General features: G+C 44.7%; 17 protein-coding genes. 6 read left to right on the top strand and 11 right to left on the bottom strand.

Annotated elements, in window-relative coordinates; all coding sequences use genetic code 11:
* Nucleotides 1–174: 174 nt before the first annotated feature.
* The 6 genes from tmk to BW928_RS03155 all read right to left on the bottom strand — a co-directional run bounded on the left by tmk (nucleotide 175) and on the right by BW928_RS03155 (nucleotide 4,947).
* Nucleotides 175–795, bottom strand: a complete 621-nt coding sequence (gene tmk, locus BW928_RS03130; RefSeq protein ID WP_076554786.1) for a dTMP kinase — start codon at nucleotides 793–795, stop codon at nucleotides 175–177.
* A 33-nt stretch (nucleotides 796–828) separates the two neighbouring features.
* The gene (gene mltG / locus BW928_RS03135; RefSeq protein WP_076554787.1) at nucleotides 829–1,941 is read right to left on the bottom strand and encodes an endolytic transglycosylase MltG; all 1,113 of its coding nucleotides are present in this window, start codon (nucleotides 1,939–1,941) and stop codon (nucleotides 829–831) included.
* Between the two features lie 268 nt (nucleotides 1,942–2,209).
* Nucleotides 2,210–2,476 carry a hypothetical protein gene (locus BW928_RS03140; RefSeq protein WP_143821536.1) on the bottom strand — a complete coding sequence of 89 codons (267 nt, stop codon included), beginning with the start codon at nucleotides 2,474–2,476 and terminating at the stop codon, nucleotides 2,210–2,212.
* Between the two features lie 187 nt (nucleotides 2,477–2,663).
* A complete protein-coding gene (locus BW928_RS03145) occupies nucleotides 2,664–3,290 on the bottom strand; it encodes an MFS transporter (protein ID WP_078310383.1) in 627 nt (208 codons plus the stop codon).
* Nucleotides 3,291–3,377: 87 nt separating this feature from the next.
* Entirely contained in the window at nucleotides 3,378–4,256 is an 879-nt protein-coding gene (locus BW928_RS03150; protein ID WP_076554790.1) for an aminotransferase class IV, read from the bottom strand.
* Between the two features lie 91 nt (nucleotides 4,257–4,347).
* A complete protein-coding gene (locus BW928_RS03155; RefSeq protein ID WP_076554791.1) occupies nucleotides 4,348–4,947 on the bottom strand; it encodes a hypothetical protein in 600 nt (199 codons plus the stop codon).
* Between the two features lie 148 nt (nucleotides 4,948–5,095).
* On the opposite strand from BW928_RS03155, the gene aroE reads away from it, so the two are divergent.
* From aroE to trxB, 5 genes are all read left to right on the top strand, one after another.
* Nucleotides 5,096–5,887 (top strand): shikimate dehydrogenase, encoded by a 792-nt coding sequence (gene aroE, locus BW928_RS03160; RefSeq protein ID WP_076554792.1) that lies wholly within the window; start codon nucleotides 5,096–5,098, stop codon nucleotides 5,885–5,887.
* 172 nt (nucleotides 5,888–6,059) lie between these two features.
* Nucleotides 6,060–6,209 carry a hypothetical protein gene (locus BW928_RS11615; protein WP_158078465.1) on the top strand — a complete coding sequence of 50 codons (150 nt, stop codon included), beginning with the start codon at nucleotides 6,060–6,062 and terminating at the stop codon, nucleotides 6,207–6,209.
* A gap of 77 nt (nucleotides 6,210–6,286) precedes the next feature.
* Entirely contained in the window at nucleotides 6,287–6,430 is a 144-nt protein-coding gene (locus BW928_RS11820; RefSeq protein ID WP_169835314.1) for a hypothetical protein, read from the top strand.
* A 207-nt stretch (nucleotides 6,431–6,637) separates the two neighbouring features.
* A complete protein-coding gene (locus BW928_RS03165; RefSeq protein WP_076554793.1) occupies nucleotides 6,638–8,458 on the top strand; it encodes an acyl-CoA dehydrogenase C-terminal domain-containing protein in 1,821 nt (606 codons plus the stop codon).
* Nucleotides 8,459–8,960: 502 nt separating this feature from the next.
* Complete coding sequence (trxB, locus tag BW928_RS03170; protein ID WP_076554794.1) at nucleotides 8,961–9,908, top strand: thioredoxin-disulfide reductase; 948 nt, start codon at nucleotides 8,961–8,963, stop codon at nucleotides 9,906–9,908.
* 304 nt (nucleotides 9,909–10,212) lie between these two features.
* Here trxB and tuf read toward each other — a convergent pair whose 3' ends face one another.
* The 5 genes from tuf to BW928_RS03195 all read right to left on the bottom strand — a co-directional run bounded on the left by tuf (nucleotide 10,213) and on the right by BW928_RS03195 (nucleotide 16,781).
* Nucleotides 10,213–11,403 (bottom strand): elongation factor Tu, encoded by a 1,191-nt coding sequence (gene tuf, locus BW928_RS03175; RefSeq protein ID WP_076554779.1) that lies wholly within the window; start codon nucleotides 11,401–11,403, stop codon nucleotides 10,213–10,215.
* Between the two features lie 139 nt (nucleotides 11,404–11,542).
* Nucleotides 11,543–13,669: an elongation factor G gene (fusA, locus tag BW928_RS03180; RefSeq protein WP_076554795.1), complete on the bottom strand. Its 2,127-nt coding sequence runs from the start codon at nucleotides 13,667–13,669 to the stop codon at nucleotides 11,543–11,545.
* 146 nt (nucleotides 13,670–13,815) lie between these two features.
* Nucleotides 13,816–14,289, bottom strand: a complete 474-nt coding sequence (gene rpsG, locus BW928_RS03185; protein ID WP_076554796.1) for a 30S ribosomal protein S7 — start codon at nucleotides 14,287–14,289, stop codon at nucleotides 13,816–13,818.
* Nucleotides 14,290–14,408: 119 nt separating this feature from the next.
* Nucleotides 14,409–14,783: a 30S ribosomal protein S12 gene (gene rpsL / locus BW928_RS03190; protein ID WP_003656377.1), complete on the bottom strand. Its 375-nt coding sequence runs from the start codon at nucleotides 14,781–14,783 to the stop codon at nucleotides 14,409–14,411.
* A 246-nt stretch (nucleotides 14,784–15,029) separates the two neighbouring features.
* The gene (locus BW928_RS03195) at nucleotides 15,030–16,781 is read right to left on the bottom strand and encodes an EcsC family protein (protein WP_076554861.1); all 1,752 of its coding nucleotides are present in this window, start codon (nucleotides 16,779–16,781) and stop codon (nucleotides 15,030–15,032) included.
* A 273-nt stretch (nucleotides 16,782–17,054) separates the two neighbouring features.
* Here BW928_RS03195 and BW928_RS03200 point away from each other — a divergent pair, with 273 nt between their 5' ends.
* Complete coding sequence (locus BW928_RS03200) at nucleotides 17,055–18,287, top strand: beta-ketoacyl synthase N-terminal-like domain-containing protein (RefSeq protein WP_076554797.1); 1,233 nt, start codon at nucleotides 17,055–17,057, stop codon at nucleotides 18,285–18,287.
* Nucleotides 18,288–18,333: the final 46 nt, after the last annotated feature.

Below are 18,333 nucleotides of genomic sequence, written 5' to 3' on the forward strand. Positions count from 1 at the left end.
GATAAATGATGGTCTTGGCAGCATTCGCTCAAAAACCGAATAATCTTTTGCTAGTTTACCACATTAGCGGAGATTGTTGATAGTTATTTTTGATTTTTCTGCCATCTGCGGCTTTGATATTTGTTGCGATAAAGCGGTCTTGGCAAAAAACTGTGGCAACACAATCCAAAGAACTCAAAGACCCAGTGCCGCATCAATTCTTGTGGCCACTTCATCAGCACTGCCGCTGGCATCAATACGATAAATTCGCTCTGGATATTTTTGCTGCTGATATGCCAAGCCCTGATATACTCGTTCAAAAAATGCCAAATCATTTGCCTCAAGCCTGTCTGCAGCGGCACGCTTGCCTGCACGCTGCATACCTGTTGCAATATCCAAATCCAGCCATAAAGTTACATCAGGTACCACAGGGACAAATTGCTCAATCAATGACTCAATCTTTGCCAATGCCGATCTGTCGCCCTTATAACGCCCAAAACCCTGATACGCCACTGTGCTGTCAAAAAACCTATCGCACACCACCCAATGACCCAGTTTCAAGGCAGGCAAAATGGTTTGGTGCAGATGATCGGCTCGTGCCGCAAACATCAGCAAAATCTCCGTGTTGGCATCAATGTGGTTATCGGGGTTTAAAAACAGCTCACGCACCCGCTCGGCAAGCTCGCTACCACCCGGTTCTCTGGTGCGCACCACCTGAATGCCTTGGCTTGTTAGCCTGTGGCATAAGCCCTCTATGGCAGTGGTCTTGCCCACACCTTCTGTTCCCTCAAAGCTGATAAATCGCCCCATGCCCATCGTTATCTCGCCTGTATTGATTGGTTTTATTTGTCAGTTTGGTTTTTTTGCAATGGTTGCTCGATACTGTGCCACTGCTTGTTGATGCTCTTGATAAGTGCGACTGAATTTATGCCCACCCTTGCCTGTGGCAACAAAAAACAACGCATCGCTGTCCTTAGGGTGCATGGTTGCCAAAATTGCTTCGGCTGACGGCAGAGCAATTGGTGTCGGTGGCAGCCCATCAATTTGATAAGTATTGTACTCGGTTTTTTCGGCAATATTACTGCGATAAATCTTGCCATCATATCGATCAAATAACCCATAAATGATGGTTGGGTCTGTCTGCAATCTCATGCCTTGACGCAAGCGATTGACGAACACAGCCGCAACCAGATTGCGTTCGGATTTTATTCCTGTTTCTTTTTCGATAATGCTTGCCATAATCAGTGCTTCATAAGGCGTTTTGTAAGGCAGATTATCCGCTCGCTGTGCCCATGCCTGCTCCAAGATTTTTTGCTGGCTTTGATACAGTCGCTCCAAGATTGCAATATCGGTTGTGCCTTTGGCAAATTGATAAGTATTGGGAGCAAACCACCCCTCCAAATTACCATTGGGCGTTTGGATATTTAACGCTTTGGCAACTGCTTCGTTATCACGCATGACATCTGTCCACGCATAACCATCAGCAGGCGGTGTCAGCACGGTCAATACCACACCATCGGTATTTTTGAGCAATTGATATAAATCTTTTACCGTCTTGCCCTCGATGATACGCAGGCTAAATTGGCTCACCTTTGCCCCCTCGTCAAAAATACGCACCACCTGTGCCAAACTTGCCTGACTGGGTATTTGATAGCCGCCTGCTTGCAATGGCTTGTTTGCCATCAATGCCACATAAGCTCTAGCAATCCAGCGACTCGCCAGTGGCTGATCTGACCACAAACGCGTAACCAAAAGACCGTGATAAGAATCACCTTTATCCACTGTTATCGTCTGTGCAGGTCGGCTTGATTTGGCATAAATCGTCTGATAACAAGCCGCCGCCACGACCAATAAGATAACTGTTATGATTGACACAGCCACTGCCAGCGATGATCGTCCAGATCGCTGACGCTTGTTGTTTCGTTTGGATTTTGTTGCTTGGGTTTTGTTGCGTTTTGTCATAGTCTAATAAAAATCAAATTTTGCCCATTTTAGCAAAGTTTGATGACAAAAAGCCAATCAATGTCGCAATAATGCGTTAAAAAATTGTAAACCGCCAACCGATTCATCAATACCAATAATCAAAACTTTGCATCTGATTGCGCCAAAAACCATGGTGATTTTTTAACTCATCAAATAAAAACAAGCCTTGTTTTTGGCGGATATTTTGCGTTTACAATATAGCCGAACCAGTTTGTCATTTTGATAAGCCATCACTTCAGGCAATGATTTACAAAGCATATTTTCTCACCCTCATATGAACAACAACAGCGGTCAATAAAAGCAATATGCCCAAAACAGATATTGTGATACCCAGCGGTGCATAGCCGCCAGTATAAGAAAATACCCTGCCAGAGATGTGTGTAGTAAAAGGAAGCGTCATGTAAACAAAAGCAGGGGTAAATAGATACAAACCAAGCGTTCTGATGGCAACCATTCTGCCTTGTAGGCGAAGTGGTGTGTGCTTTTGCCAAACAGTTTGGTTGGTTGCCGCCATGACACCAATGCCCACCCCCACCAAAAAAGCCAAGAAGATTAAAGAAATTTCCCCAATATGCCGACAAGCAGCATGGATATGCCTGTAGCTATAATAGAACCTTGATATAAAAAATTTTCACAAAAATTTGCCAATCTATCCAAAATCAGACCAACTGCCAGTAAACCCAAACCCTGAAAAACACTGCTTAGCACCAATGTTTTTTATCAAAAGCTTCCAGTATATACGGTGTGATTATTGACATATACGACACACAGATGACGTTGATGACACAAAAAGAAAATAAATAAACTTTTAATAACTTGCTGGATCTTAGCCAGTAAAAAGCCTCGTAATAACCCTGCTGATTTTGCTCAGTTTTGGCGGCAGTTGTGGTGTTTGATGGAATCTTTAATAAAATCAATAATGAAGTCAATTGGATAAACATGGATAAAAATAATGAACAACCAATATTGATCATCTCATAAGAAACCGCCCCTAAAATTGGACCTGCGATCACTAAAATGCCACGAAAAATTTGCTGTAGTCCATTGTATCTTATCAGCTGATCTGAACTGGCAAGCTCTGGGATAAAAGCGGTGGTTGCTGTATAGCGAAACTCATTAGCGATCGCAATGATGACAAGCATACAGACATACAAGAAAAAATTAAAATATTGCGATGCGGTGATAATAACCAGTAAGACAAGCGATAGTATGGTGATGACATCTGTCGCCAATAAAATGATTTTTTTGGGAATTTTATCAGCCAACACGCCCGATGGGATACAAAATAACAGACGATATGCCCTTGCTGATGATAAGGCTAAAAGTATTCTTGCTTGGAATTATACACACCTTGATGATAAACCACAATCAAAAATTGATTGCCGTAAGTTTAAGCCTGATTTATACAGCTAATTTTAACACTGATCAAAACAATCGCGTGTAAAAATAGGTTCTAATAACCGCTGCTTGTCATCACCAAAGTCAGCGATATTAAATTCTGCCACTGGCGTAATGCCTCGCACCGCATTGGTGATAAAAAGTCGTGTGATTTTTAACAAATCATCATCAGTCAGCACCCGTTCACGCACTACGCCACAAATACCGCTTGCCATGATTTTGGCACGCATAACCCCTGCCACGCCTGACTTATCCACAGGTGGCGTGTACCAAATATCATCTGGCAGCTGATAAAAAATATTACCCATCGTAGCACAAATCCACTCGCCATGCACATTGGCAACCAGCCCATCATCAATACTGGCATCGAACGCCTGCTTTGCCAAAAGTTCTGCGTGTGCCAGCACTTGCTCAGTGCAACCGATGAGCTTTAATCCTGCTAAGCGACTGGGACGATGGGCGAGCTGACTGCCCAGCGTGATGACGCGAATCGGTGCTTGCACTGGTATATCTTGGATAAATTCTGTGGCAAAACTTGTGTTGATGGGCGAAGTTTTTAGATAAACTTGTGCCTTATTGTTGCCATCATCAACAAAGCCATAGCCACGCAGAGTTTGTTTTTGGCGGGTGATGATGATTTTTATGATGCCCTGCTGCACTTTGGTTGCCAAATGGCGAAGCTTAGCAAACAACAACGCAACATCCAATTGCAAAGCAAAAGCCGCCAAGCCCTGATTGATACGCTGATGATGAAAATCCAAGGCGATAATCTGCCCAGCAAACACGCCCATTGTGCTAAAAAAACCATCGCCAAAGGCAAATGCTCGCTCGTCCATGCGGTCATCACACTTATCCAAAGTGGCATGATTCCATTGATAAAATTGTATTTTGTCCATAATTAATCAACAAAAATCAAATCACGCATGGGCACAGCTTTGCCCTTATCTTGCATGATTATTTATTTTGAAAATTTGACCCATCAACAACTCAGCGTTGTCTTAAGACAATCTGGCAACGATAATCTTGGCACTGGGCATTTAGTAGTTCAAACGCACCAACAGTCTGCTCTGCCATTGGCACTCCTTGCAGTATCTGATGAACGATATTCGTCCCCTTTTTGGCATCGGCGGCACTCATCATTAAATAAGCTCGCTTGGCAAAATTAAGCGAAGATGACTTAGTTGGCTCATTATCACTGGCGGCGGCATAGTACCAAACCAGCTCTAGCAAACCATCGGATTCAACCACATACAAAGGTGGCTCATGGGCGGCACTGTAGCGAAAACTTGAGGCAGGTTTGCCATAAAAATCCAGCGTTTCTTCTTGGGTTGCGGTACTGCCAATGTATGACTTTAGACTTGTGATATCTGTGGCTGTTGCTCCTGCCACTTGCCAATTCTTGGTGTCATAAACCACCGCTTTGTAGATTTTTTTCTCGCCATCGTCCTGAACCAGTTGCTCATTGCCCACAGGACGAAATGTCAAAAACAACACCAAAACCACCGCCAACAACAACGCTGCAAGCAGCCAAAACTGACGGCGATATAACCATGATTTATGAGAGGAGTTTTTGGTGAGATTTGTCATAGCGAATCAGTAAGATATTTTTTGATGATTGTAGCATAAAATAACAACAATCAGCACCCATTTGCTTGATTTTTTGCTAAAATTAGCACACTGCTTTATTTTTAAAAGCATTCGCCACGCTGGTGATGCTTGGTTATCTGGAACTCTCATGCAACATTTTATCGTCATTGGCAACCCCATCAATCACTCAAAAAGCCCAGAAATTCATCACGCCTTCGCTGCCAGTGTTGGGCTGCCCATCTGCTATCAAAGACAGCTTTGTCCTGATAATTTTGACAGTTTTGTCGCTGTTGTTTTAGCATTTTTTGCAGGGGGTGGTAAGGGGGCAAATGTTACTTTACCATTTAAACAAATGGCACATCAGCTGGTACAATCACAAGGCGAAATCAGCGATGATGCACGCCATGCTGGAGCGGTCAATACCCTGATGATAAAAAACGGCAAATTGTATGGCGATAATACTGACGGTCGTGGCTTGGTTGCCGATTTGCAAGCACATGGAATCACTTTGGCAAATAAAAAAGTCGCCATCATTGGGGCAGGTGGAGCGACTCGTGGGGCGATTTTGCCACTATTATCCACAGGTTGCTCGCTGGATATTTATAATCGCACCATTGATAAGGCTCGGCAGCTGCTTGAGCAATTCAATCACCCCGCCTTATCAGCACGCCCATTGTCAGACTTGACAACGGCACGCTATGACCTTATTATCAATGCCACATCAGCCACCACAACAGGTCAGACATTGACATTGGGCAATTGCCAAGCCAGTGCTGCCTATGATATGATGTATGGCAAGCCATCAGAATTTTTGGCACATTTTCAGCATCAAGGGGCGGCAACTTTTGATGGATTTGGTATGTTGATTCAGCAAGCCAAGCTGTCTTTTGAACTGTGGACAGGCAAGATGCTTGATTTGGATAAAATCACCTTGCCCTAAAAATCCCTTGGCTAAGATACGATATCATGGCAAAAAACCAATAGCATGAGTATACACCATGAAGCGATGCTTGCCCATTTTTTCATTGGTATCAATACAATTTTTATTTCAAAATAAAATACAGTTGTAAGCAGAAATGAACAAAGACTGATTTTAAGTTTGAAAATTAATTATGTTTTTTGCAAAATTCAATGAGTTTTTGGCAGATTTAGAGCAAAACCCCATTGTTGATGAGTGGTATATGTCTAATTTTGCTGAAAAAAATATCAAAACATTAGAGCCTTATGAAGCATTTGATAATTTAAAATTACTTGTTTCATAATTGCTCGCCTTTTAACACCGCTGTATGGGCATCATACAACCTTTTTATTTTACAAGCAAATCCCATTAGGAGACATCATGAGCGACACCACACTGGCAGCCGATGGGCTGGATTTTGACAATTTGGATGATTTATTTAATGACTTTGACGGCATGGCAGTCGAAGGTGGCGTAGATAGCAGCAATGACGATGGCTGCGAAGGCGGTGCTTGTAAATTATAACCAAGCCAAACACACAAACAGCAATACCTGCGTCTGCTTCGGCGGACGCTTTTTTATAACCAAAAATTATCACAAAACATGATTTGTATGAAAATAAGTTATTAATAATCCGCAACCCTTTCCCAAAAGCAAAAATCTCTGTATAGTAAGGACAAGTTTTGGCAAATTGGCAAACTTTTATATCAACAAACAGCAAAGGAAAAAATCATGCTAACCTACAAAGCACCGCTACGCGACATGAAGTTTTTGATGAATGAAATGTTTGATTATCAAAGTCATTATCAAACCTTAAACAACGGCTCAGCTGCCGATGCCGAAACGGTTGAAATGATTTTGCAGGGTTTTGCCGACTTTGCCGAAAATGTACTATCACCACTGTACCAACCTGCCGATGCTGAGGGTTGTTATTTTCAAGATGGCAAAGTAACCACACCAACAGGGTTTAAAGAGGCTTATCAGCAATTTGTCGAAGGCGGCTGGCAAGGCATCAGCTACCCTGAAAACTATGGCGGCATGAACCTGCCAATGTCGCTTAATCTCATCAAATCCGAAATGATGGGAACAGCAAACTGGCCATGGGCAATGTACCCTGGTCTGACCATCGGCTCGGTCAATACCATCATGCAATATGGTGATGAACAGCAAAAAAACACCTACCTACCCAAACTTGTCTCTGGCGAATGGTCTGGCACAATGTGCCTAACTGAAGCACAATGTGGCACAGATTTGAACCAAATGAAAACCCGTGCCGTACCAAATGACGATGGCAGCTACGCCATCACGGGCAGCAAAATCTTCATCTCGGCAGGCGAGCATGACCTAACTGAGAACATTGTGCATGTTGTCTTGGCACGATTGCCTGATGCACCTGCTGGCACCAAGGGCATTTCGCTATTTATTGTGCCAAAATTCTTACCAACTGCCACAGGCGAAGTCGGAGAACGCAACCAAGTTGCTTGTGGCTCTATTGAGCATAAAATGGGCATCAGCTCATCAGCCACTTGCGTGATTAACTTTGACGGTGCTACAGGATTTTTGCTTGGTGAACCAAACAAAGGGCTAAAAGCCATGTTTACTTATATGAACACGGCTCGTATTGGTACGGGTATCCAGGGCTTGGCTCATATGGAACTTGCTTTTCAAAATGCCCTGCCCTATGCCAAAGAACGCCGCTCAATGCGTGCCTTAAGTGGCACAAAAGAACCAGACCAACCTGCTGATGCCATCATTCATCATGCTGATGTTCGCCGTATGCTGCTTACCCAAAAGGCATTTGCCGAAGGTGCTCGTTCAATGATTTATCACACCGCCCGCTATGCAGATAAACTTGCCGAAGCCGTAGCACAAGGCGATGAAGCAGAAATCAAAAAATGGGACGACAAAATCGGTTTCTTTACCCCGATCTTAAAGGGCTTTTTGACCGAATTGGGCATTGAGTCCGCCAAGCACGGTCAGCAAATCTATGGTGGGCATGGATACATCAAAGAATCAGGCATGGAACTGATTGCCCGCGATGCTCGCATTGCAACCTTATACGAAGGCACCACAGGCGTACAGGCGTTGGATTTATTGGGTCGCAAAGTGCTGCTGCAAGGTGGTGGCAAAGCAATCCGTGATTATACCGCTGGCATCATGAAGTGGTGCGGTGAATACGCCCTTGACAAAGATATGCGTAAATTTGTCTGGAGCTTGACCAAACTGTGTGCCGAATGGAACATGCTCACCGCCCGCCTATTGCTAACCGCACGCAAAGATCGTGATATTGTCTCGGCTGCCTGTGATGACTTTTTGATGTACTCAGGTTATGTGATGATGGCATATCACTGGGCTCGTATGGCAGCGGTGTCTTTTGATAAGCTTAAAAATGGTGGCGAACAGCCCAAAGAATTTTATCTTGCCAAAACACAAACTGCCGAATTTTATTTTGAAAAAATCCTACCAAGAAGTTCGGCTCATGCCGAAAGCATGACTGCACCAAGCGAGGTGATGATGCAAATGCAAATTGACCACTTCGCCTTTTTGGATTAATACAGCCAAGCTGCCCAAGTCTGTGATTTGGGCAGTTTTTCATTCGTCATACAAATCCACCTTTGCCAAACCCTGCCATCGTGAATTATTCATCAAAGAACCAAGCCAACACAAAAACAACCCTCCCATCTTTGCCTTGTCAAAAGTAAGTTTAAGGGCAACGCTTCTTGTCTTTATGTTTTTGCTCCAAAGAATAAAGATGCCATAGTTGCAACCAACAAGCCAAAAACCAAACTAATAGTTATTGAAGCAATCTACCACAACAGATTGTTTGCAATAGGCTTATCAATGCAGTATCAACAGCCAGCTTTTTCGTAGGCAGGCTAAGTTTATGAATAGAATCTTTCAAACAGTGTCATTGTCATGATATTGCGACTTGACTGTATTGATGGCTTGTTATTTTTAGTGAGTTTGTGATAACTTATCGGTTTGGTTGGTGTGGCACTTGCAATTTACCAATCACACCTTATATATGCCTTATATTTTTATCCAAGGAATTGCTATGTCAGCCCATCATCAACTCATCATCTTAGGCTCAGGTCCTGCAGGCTATTCTGCCGCCGTCTATGCCGCTCGTGCCAATCTAAAACCTGTCATCATCACAGGTCTGCAAGTCGGTGGGCAGCTCACCACCACCACCGAAGTGGACAACTGGCCTGGTGATGCCCATGGTCTGACTGGCAATGGACTGATGGATCGCATGAAAGAACACGCCGAACGCTTTGGCACAACGCTCATCTACGACAACATCACTCATGCCGATTTACAGACTCGCCCTTTTGTGCTAACAGGCGATAGCGGCACCTATACCTGCGACGCTCTCATCATTGCCACAGGTGCCACTGCCCAATATCTAGGTCTGGATTCTGAACAAAAATTCATGGGTCAAGGTGTCTCAGCCTGTGCGACTTGTGATGGATTTTTTTATAAAAATCAAAAAGTTGCTGTCATCGGTGGTGGTAATACTGCTGTCGAAGAAGCCCTGTATCTCTCCAATATTGCAAGTCATGTAACTTTGGTGCATCGCCGTGATGGTCTGCGTGCCGAAAAAATCCTACAAGATCAACTGTTCGAAAAAGTAAAACAGGGCAATATCAGCATAGAGTGGAACCATGAAGTCAAAGAAGTGCTTGGCGATGAAATGGGTGTAACTGGCATAAAAATCACCTCAACAATCGACAACAGTGAAAAGACCCTTGATGTGATGGGTATGTTTGTTGCTATTGGGCACAAGCCAAATACTGCATTATTTGATGGCCAGCTCACCATGAAAGATGGCTATATCGTTGTTAATAGCGGACTTGATGGCAATGCAACCGCCACCAATATCGCAGGTGTGTTCGCCGCTGGCGATGTAGCCGACCATGTCTATCGCCAAGCCATCACCTCAGCTGGCACAGGCTGTATGGCTGCCCTAGATGCCGAAAAATACCTAGATGCCTTGAGTTAACAAACAGCAAAGCAAATGCCACTGTCTGATATCAGTGGCATTGTTATTTTGGCAGCTGATGATTTTGATAATACATTGTCCAGATTTATAATCGTGCAAATCACCCCAACAAACTTAAGAAGTTTTGATAATTAGCCCAAAAAGCAATTACAAGACTCTTGAGTCTTGAAAGTAAAATTTATCAACAGTTGCAATTAATAATATTTCATTATATTTTATAAAAAATAATTATATATAATATTAATTATTACTCCAAGCCAAAAAAACAAGCCCCAAAAGGAGCTTGCTTTATAAGGTGTTGTGATTAGTCTTTAACAGTAGCAACAACACCAGCACCTACGGTACGGCCGCCTTCACGGATAGCGAAGCGTAGACCTTTGTCCATAGCGATTGGGTGGATTAGCTCAACGCTCATCTCAACATTATCGCCTGGCATAACCATTTCTGTGCCTTCTTGTAGAGTGATGGCACCAGTTACGTCAGTGGTACGGAAGTAGAATTGTGGGCGATAGCCATTTAGGAATGGCGTGTGGCGACCACCTTCTTCTTTTGATAGTACATACACTTCTGCATCAAACTTGGTGTGTGGTGTGATTGAACCTGGCTTAGCAAGTACTTGACCACGCTGAACTTCTTCACGCTTAGTACCACGAAGTAGGATACCACAGTTCTCACCTGCACGACCTTCGTCTAGCAATTTGCGGAACATTTCAACACCAGTACAGGTAGTTTTTGCAGTTGGTTTGATACCGATGATTTCGATTTCGTCACCAACTTTGATGATGCCTGATTCTACACGGCCAGTTACTACAGTACCACGACCTGAGATTGAGAATACATCTTCGATTGGCATTAGGAATGACTTATCGATATCACGCTCAGGCTCTGGGATATAGCTGTCTAGAGTGTCTAGCAGTTCCAAAACTGCAGGCTCACCGTATTTGCTGTCAGCACCGTTTAGGGCTTCTAGGGCAGAACCTTTGATGATTGGGGTGTCATCACCTGGGAAGTCGTAGTCTGATAGTAGCTCACGCACTTCCATTTCAACCAACTCTAGTAGCTCTTCGTCATCTACCATGTCGCACTTGTTCATGAATACCATGATGTATGGTACACCAACCTGACGAGATAGTAGGATGTGCTCACGAGTTTGTGGCATTGGGCCGTCAGTTGCTGATACAACCAAGATAGCACCGTCCATCTGAGCTGCACCAGTGATCATGTTTTTAACATAGTCAGCATGGCCTGGGCAGTCTACGTGTGCGTAGTGGCGGTTTGCAGTGTCGTACTCAATGTGAGAAGTGTTAATGGTAATACCACGCGCTTTTTCTTCAGGAGCTGAGTCAATAGCAGCGTAGTCTTTTGCTTCACCACCGTGATGCTTAGCAGCAACGGTTGCGATAGCAGCGGTTAGAGTGGTTTTACCATGGTCAACGTGACCGATGGTACCAACGTTTACGTGTGGTTTTACACGCTCAAACTTGGCCTTTGCCATGATGGTTTCCTCGTTTTGTGATGCAAATGGGAATACTCCCATGCATAGGATAATAAATCTATGACAATGCTACCCATCTGTTCATCTATTACAACAACAAAAAAGTAGCATTGTTGTCAATCAACCGATTGATAATGACTTATTCGTCATCATCTTTGGCGGTGAATTTCTTAATAATCTCGTCAGCAACATTCTTAGGTGTTTCTTGATATTTCAAGAATTCCATTGAGTAAGTTGCACGACCTTGCGACATAGAACGCATTTGGGTTGCATAACCAAACATCTCTGCCAGCGGTACTTCGGCACGGATTGACTTAGTACCACCAGGTAGATCGTCCATACCTTGAACCATACCACGACGACGGTTCAAGTCGCCCATGATATCACCCATGTAGTCTTCTGGAGTTTCTACTTCAACTTTCATGATAGGCTCAAGCAGAGCTGGACTTGCTTGCAAGAAACCTTTTTTGAATGCCATAGAACCTGCCATCTTAAATGACAATTCGTCAGAGTCAACATCGTGGTATGAACCATCGTACAGGGTTGCCTTTACGCCAACAACTGGATAGCCTGCGATAACGCCATTTTTCATGCGTTCTTGGATACCTTTATCAACAGCGGCATGGTATTCTTTTGGTACAACACCACCAACGATTTCTTCGGCAAATTCGTACTCAACATCACCTGTTGGGTCAAGTGGCTCTAGGCGTAGCCATACATGACCGAACTTACCACGGCCACCAGTTTGGCGAACGAATTTACCTTCAACCTCAACTGATGAACGAATAGTTTCACGATAAGCAACTTGAGGTGCACCAATATTCGCCTCAACATTGAACTCACGCTTCATACGATCAACGATAATGTCAAGGTGCAATTCACCCATACCTGAAATGATGGTTTGTCCTGACTCTTCATCAGTGCGAACACGGAATGATGGGTCTTCTTTTGCCAAACGACCCAAAGCGATAGACATTTTTTCTTGGTCTGCTTTGGTCTTTGGCTCAACTGCCAATGAAATCACAGGCTCTGGGAATTCCATACGCTCAAGCGTGATGACATGATCGTTATCACACAGGGTATCACCTGTGGTTACATCTTTCATACCCACCAAGGCAGCAATATCACCCGCACGGATTTCTTCAACTTCTTTTTGTTCGTTGGCGTGCATCTGTACGATACGACCGATACGCTCACGCTTCATTTTTACAGGGTTATAAACGCTGTCGCCTTGTTTTACCACACCTGAATATACACGAACGAAAGTCAAGTTACCAACATATTTGTCGTTCATAATCTTGAACGCAAGTGCAGAGAATGGTGCTTCATCAGACGCTTCACGAGAATCTTCGGTCTCGTCTTTGTCGTCCAAAATACCTTTGATTGCCTCAACATCGTTTGGTGCTGGCAAGAACTCAATAACAGCATCTAGCATACGCTGTACGCCTTTGTTCTTAAAGGCAGAACCACATAGCATTGGCTGAATTTCACTTGCCAGAGTACGGATACGCAAGCCCTTGACGATGTCTTCTTTTGACAAATCGCCATCTTCTAGGTACTTGTCCATCAATTCTTCTGAGGCTTCGGCAGCAGCTTCAACCATGTTGGTACGCCATTCATTAGCTGTATCAACCAGTTCAGCAGGGATTTCACCATATTCAAACTTCATGCCTTGTGATGGCTCGTCCCAGATGATTGATTTCATTTCGATCAAATCAACCACGCCAGTGAAGGTCTCTTCGGCACCTACTGGGATTACGATAGGTACAGGGTTGCCGCCAAGTCGAGTTTTCATTTGCTCAACAACGCGGAAGAAGTTTGCACCTGTACGGTCCATTTTGTTTACAAAGGCAAGGCGTGGCACTTTATATTTGTTCGCCTGACGCCATACGGTTTCAGATTGTGGCTGTACGCCACCAACCGCACAATAAACCATGCACGCACCATCAAGTACACGCATAGAACGCTCAACCTCAACGGTAAAGTCTACGTGGCCTGGGGTGTCGATAACATTGATACGATGCTCTTGGAACTGATTGCCCATGCCAGACCAAAACGCTGTGGTCGCAGCAGAAGTAATGGTAATACCACGCTCTTGCTCTTGCTCCATCCAGTCCATGGTAGCAGCACCATCATGCACCTCACCGATTTTGTGCGATACACCTGTGTAGAACAAAATACGCTCAGAAGTAGTAGTCTTACCAGCGTCAATATGTGCCGAGATACCAATATTGCGGTAACGGCTAATAGGGGTTGAACGAGCCATAATTTTTCCTAGAAAAATTCTGTTTAATTGGGTAAATCTGCCGACCGTCATTGCTGCAGTCAGGCAGATTTTTGAGTATTGTTTGGGAATATCCCAAAAACAATCGCAATATTTGACAGTGGATTAACCAATCCTTGTTCTGCCAATTAGAAGCGATAGTGCGAGAATGCTTTGTTGGCATCAGCCATACGATGCACATCATCACGCTTCTTGATTGCCGCACCTTTGCCTTCTGAAGCATCATTTAGCTCGCCTGCTAGGCGTAGTGCCATTGATTTTTCAGAACGCTTAGAAGCAGCATCGGCCAACCAACGCATTGCCAAAGCGGTACGACGGGATGGGCGTACTTCCATTGGCACTTGGTAGGTTGCACCACCAACACGGCGAGCTTTTACTTCAACGGTTGGGCGTACATTTTCTAGCACTGCTTCAAAGAAAGCCACAGGATCTTCGATGTTTTTCTTGGTGGCTACTGCTTCTAATGCACCATAAACAATTTTTTCTGCGACTGATTTTTTGCCATCAACCATCACATGGTTAATGAATTTAGCGATTGTTTGGCTGCCGAATTTTGGATCTGGTAGGATTTCACGGGCAGCGACGACACGACGTCTTGGCATAATAAATTTCCTTGTTCTTCAGGATTGTCTGGTATAGGTAAGGTTAGTTGCCTAACCAGCCTTACTGCACGACTTGGGTTTGACACACCAAACCCTTTCATGCAAATGATGTCTTAGGCTTATGCCTTAGGACGCTTAGCACCGTATTTAGAACGGCCTTGTTTGCGGTCTTTCACGCCTGCACAGTCAAGTGCACCACGCACAGTGTGGTAACGCACACCTGGTAGGTCTTTTACACGACCGCCACGGATAAGCACAACGCTATGCTCTTGAAGGTTATGACCTTCACCGCCGATGTAGCTTGATACTTCATAACCTGAAGTTAGACGCACACGGCATACTTTACGCATGGCTGAGTTTGGTTTTTTTGGCGTGGTGGTGTAAACACGAGTACACACGCCACGACGCTGTGGGCATGCTTGCAACGCAGGAACTTTTGACTTTTCCTTAATCGTTGTGCGACCCTTGCGGATTAGCTGGTTTGTAGTTGCCATAGGGCAATTCTCTCCCGTTGTTGTTAAAAATTCGCCATTGGGTAACTATACCCAATAACGCAAATCCCCTTTTTGGGGCAATATATTATAGAGCCAAATCAACAAAACTGCAAGATATTTGCACAAAATTCATTGATTTTCCCTATCAAAACAGCATACTGTCATGCAAATCCTTCTTGGCTTTAAGCTATTATGATTGGGACAGCAACAAATAAACCGCCCCAATTCTTAAACAGCTTAATCCTGCTATTCTTGGGTTTTTTCTGTCATACTTGCTTCAAGCAAGGCAATCTCGCCACTACCATCGGTAAAAGTTGCCAGTGCCGTGCCAATTACCTCATCAATCAATTGATTGTTATAATACGCACCGACTGCCACCGAGCCGATGGGCAGTAATTTATGCAGCCAACTTGGGTTTAGCTTGTCCAAATCAACAAATTGTTTGGCATAGGGCTGGCTTTCGCGATAACGATTTGCCAAAGCAGTCAATTGCTGCTTGACACCTGTTTGTTGGGCATTGGCCAACATGGTGCTACCCAGTGCCAAAGCGGTCAAAATCACTTGCTTTTCTTGCAATTTTTCTAAATTTGCCCCCGCCAAGATACCATAGACCTGCTTAATACCCTGTTTGCCTTGCAAAGGCTTGCCATAAATTGCCGCCACTTGGTATACCGTTTTTAGTGATACCATAAGTAGCCATGCCATATCTGCCAGCACGCCCTTTAAACCTGCCAGCCCTGCAACGCCACCAAGAACTGCCAAAGCACGATTTTGATGGGCAATATCCTGCACAAAACGCTCTTTTTCGTCATCACTTAGCGTTTCAACGATGGCAAATCGTGCATCTTGTTGCAAATCTTTCATTGCCCATGCATCCGCCCACTGGGCAACTTTCTGATAAACCGCCTCGCTTAGCGTCTCAAGCCGACCTGCTGGGATAAATTTATTGGCGAAATTCTGTGCGGTCGCTGCTTTGGCACCGAACAAATAATTCGCCACTTGTGAGCTTTGTTCATGAAACGCATCTTTGGCAAAGCTGTCCTGCTGTAGATTAACCGCTTGATATTGCTTATTTTTTGCCTGATTGGCACCATAGGCAGCCGCCAAATACGCACCCAATTTACCCAGTTTTGTTGCCATGCCTGTCTGCTTGTGCGTCTTATCATACGCCTCGCCTGCTTGCTTGGCAGCTTGTAGCGACTGTTCGGCAGAAGTCTGCCACGCTTGTGCTTCTTGCTTAACCGATTCGCTGGCAAGCGTAACCGACTCACCAAGCTCGGCAAGTTTTTCGCTGGCACCATATTTTTCGTCAAGTGCCTGCACTTTTAGCTCCAAAGTTGATTTGCCCTGCTCAAGCAAGGTTTGTAATTTGTCTTTGGTTGCTGCCACTTTGTCATGCACTGCCACCGACCCTGTCAAAACGGCCGCTTCTGTCTCGGTGCGAGCCGTGTCTATCGTTTCGCTGACTTGTTGTTTTAGCTCATCGCCAGCGTGCAACAAATCCGCCTTGGTCTGCTGTAGCTGTGTTTTTAGCTGCTTGGCTTGATTTTCTGCCTGTTCTGTCAATTGCTGTACCTTATTTGCAACCGTTTCTTGTGCACGCTCGGCATTTTGTTTTAGCTCATCAATCCCCTCTTTGGCGGTCTTTAAAAGCTCATCTGCCCCATCAGCCACTGCCTGCTTATGCGACTGGGCAAGGCTGGTTGCTTGTTCGGTTAAGTCTTGTGCTTGTTGCTTGATGGCTTCAAGTGGCTCTTCAGCTGCTGGCTGCTCATCTGCATTTTGCGATGACAGCTTGGCTTGCTGTGTTGAATTATCCGTCTCATTGCCCTCACTATCACGGATAATCAGCACATCAGAGACGATTTTGTTATCAATATTCACCTCGGCGACAATTTGTACATCATCATGCTCGGCAACCTCTTGTGCCAAAGCCTGCATTTGCTCATCGTGCTGATTTTTTGTGTGTGGTGCTTGTGATTTGTTATTTTTTGACATCGCTTGCTCCTTGTTGTGTCTTTGTCTGCTGATAAAATAGCCATGCAAATCATGCCTACTCAAATACCACTAAGAGTATCACAAAAATACAGCCACGCCCAGTAAAAATATATAAGATAAATGTTAATTTATGATACAAAAAATCCCCATCTGACATATGCTGTTGGTAATTTTTTGTGCTTTTTTTGGATTTATGAGAAAAAAGTGCCATTTTCTGTCAAATAATTTGTTACAATACCACCATTACAACTGTAAACTTTTATGGATTGAATTATGAAACGAGTGGTTATCACAGGTGCAGGCATTGTCTCTTGCTTGGGTAATGAATTACAAACCGTCAAAGAAGCCCTGCAAAATGGTCAATCAGGCATTCGCTTTCAGCCTGAATATGCCGAACGAGGCTTTAAATCACAAGTTGCTGGCAGCATTGACCACGACAGCTTGGACACAACAGGCATTGATCGCAAGCTCAAACGCTTTATGAGCGATGCCAGCTTATATGCCTATGTCAGTGCCTTGTCCGCCATAAAACACGCAGGGCTTGAGATGGCACAAATCGCCGACAATCCCCGAGTGGCAGTGGTTGCAGCCTCAGGCGGTGCCTCAACGCATGATGTCGTAACCGCTGTTGATGCCATGCGTGATAAGGGCTTGCGTGGTGTCGGTGCAATGGCTGTGCCAAAAATCATGGCAAGCTCCGTATCAGCAACTCTTGCCACGGGACTAAAAATCAAAGGGGTTTCTTATTCGCTATCCTCTGCCTGTGCCACTTCCAGCCACTGCATAGGTCATGCCATGGAGCTGATTCAGCTTGGCAAGGCAGACATTGTGCTTGCTGGCGGTGGCGAAAGCGAGCATTGGACACAGTCATGTATGTTTGACGCCATGGGAGCGATGAGCACCCAGTATAACGACACGCCACAAACCGCAAGCCGCCCTTATGACACCACTCGAGATGGCTTTGTGATCGCAGGCGGTGGCGGCATGGTGGTGGTTGAGAGCCTAGAATCTGCCCAAGCTCGTGGTGCAACCATTTTGGCCGAAATTACAGGCTACGGTGCGACTTCTGATGGTGCTGAGATGGTCGCTCCCAGTGGCGAAGGTGCGGTACGCTGTATGCAGCTGGCACTTGCCCAAGCAGGGCTGGATAAGGTTGATTATGTCAATAGCCATGGCACAAGCACACCGCTTGGCGATATCACCGAACTAAACGCCATTGCGACTGCCTTTGGTGGCGTGGACAAAACCCCTGCCATCAGCTCAACCAAATCCATGACAGGTCATAGCTTGGGTGCTGTTGGCGTACAAGAGCTGATTTATTGCCTTTTGATGATGACGCATGATTTTATCGCCCCAACCATCAATGTCAATACACTTGATGATGGTGCCAAAGGCTTTGATATTGTTACCAGCACTCGCCAAACCGCCATCAATTCGGCAATGAGTAATAGCTTTGGCTTCGGTGGCACCAATGCCGCTTTGATTATTGAAAAATTCCAACCATAAGGCAAATGGCAAAACTGGGCAAAACTGGATATAATTATCGCAATAT

Origin of the sequence: Moraxella cuniculi DSM 21768 (assembly GCF_900156515.1) — a bacterium.
Taxonomy (GTDB): domain Bacteria; phylum Pseudomonadota; class Gammaproteobacteria; order Pseudomonadales; family Moraxellaceae; genus Moraxella; species Moraxella cuniculi.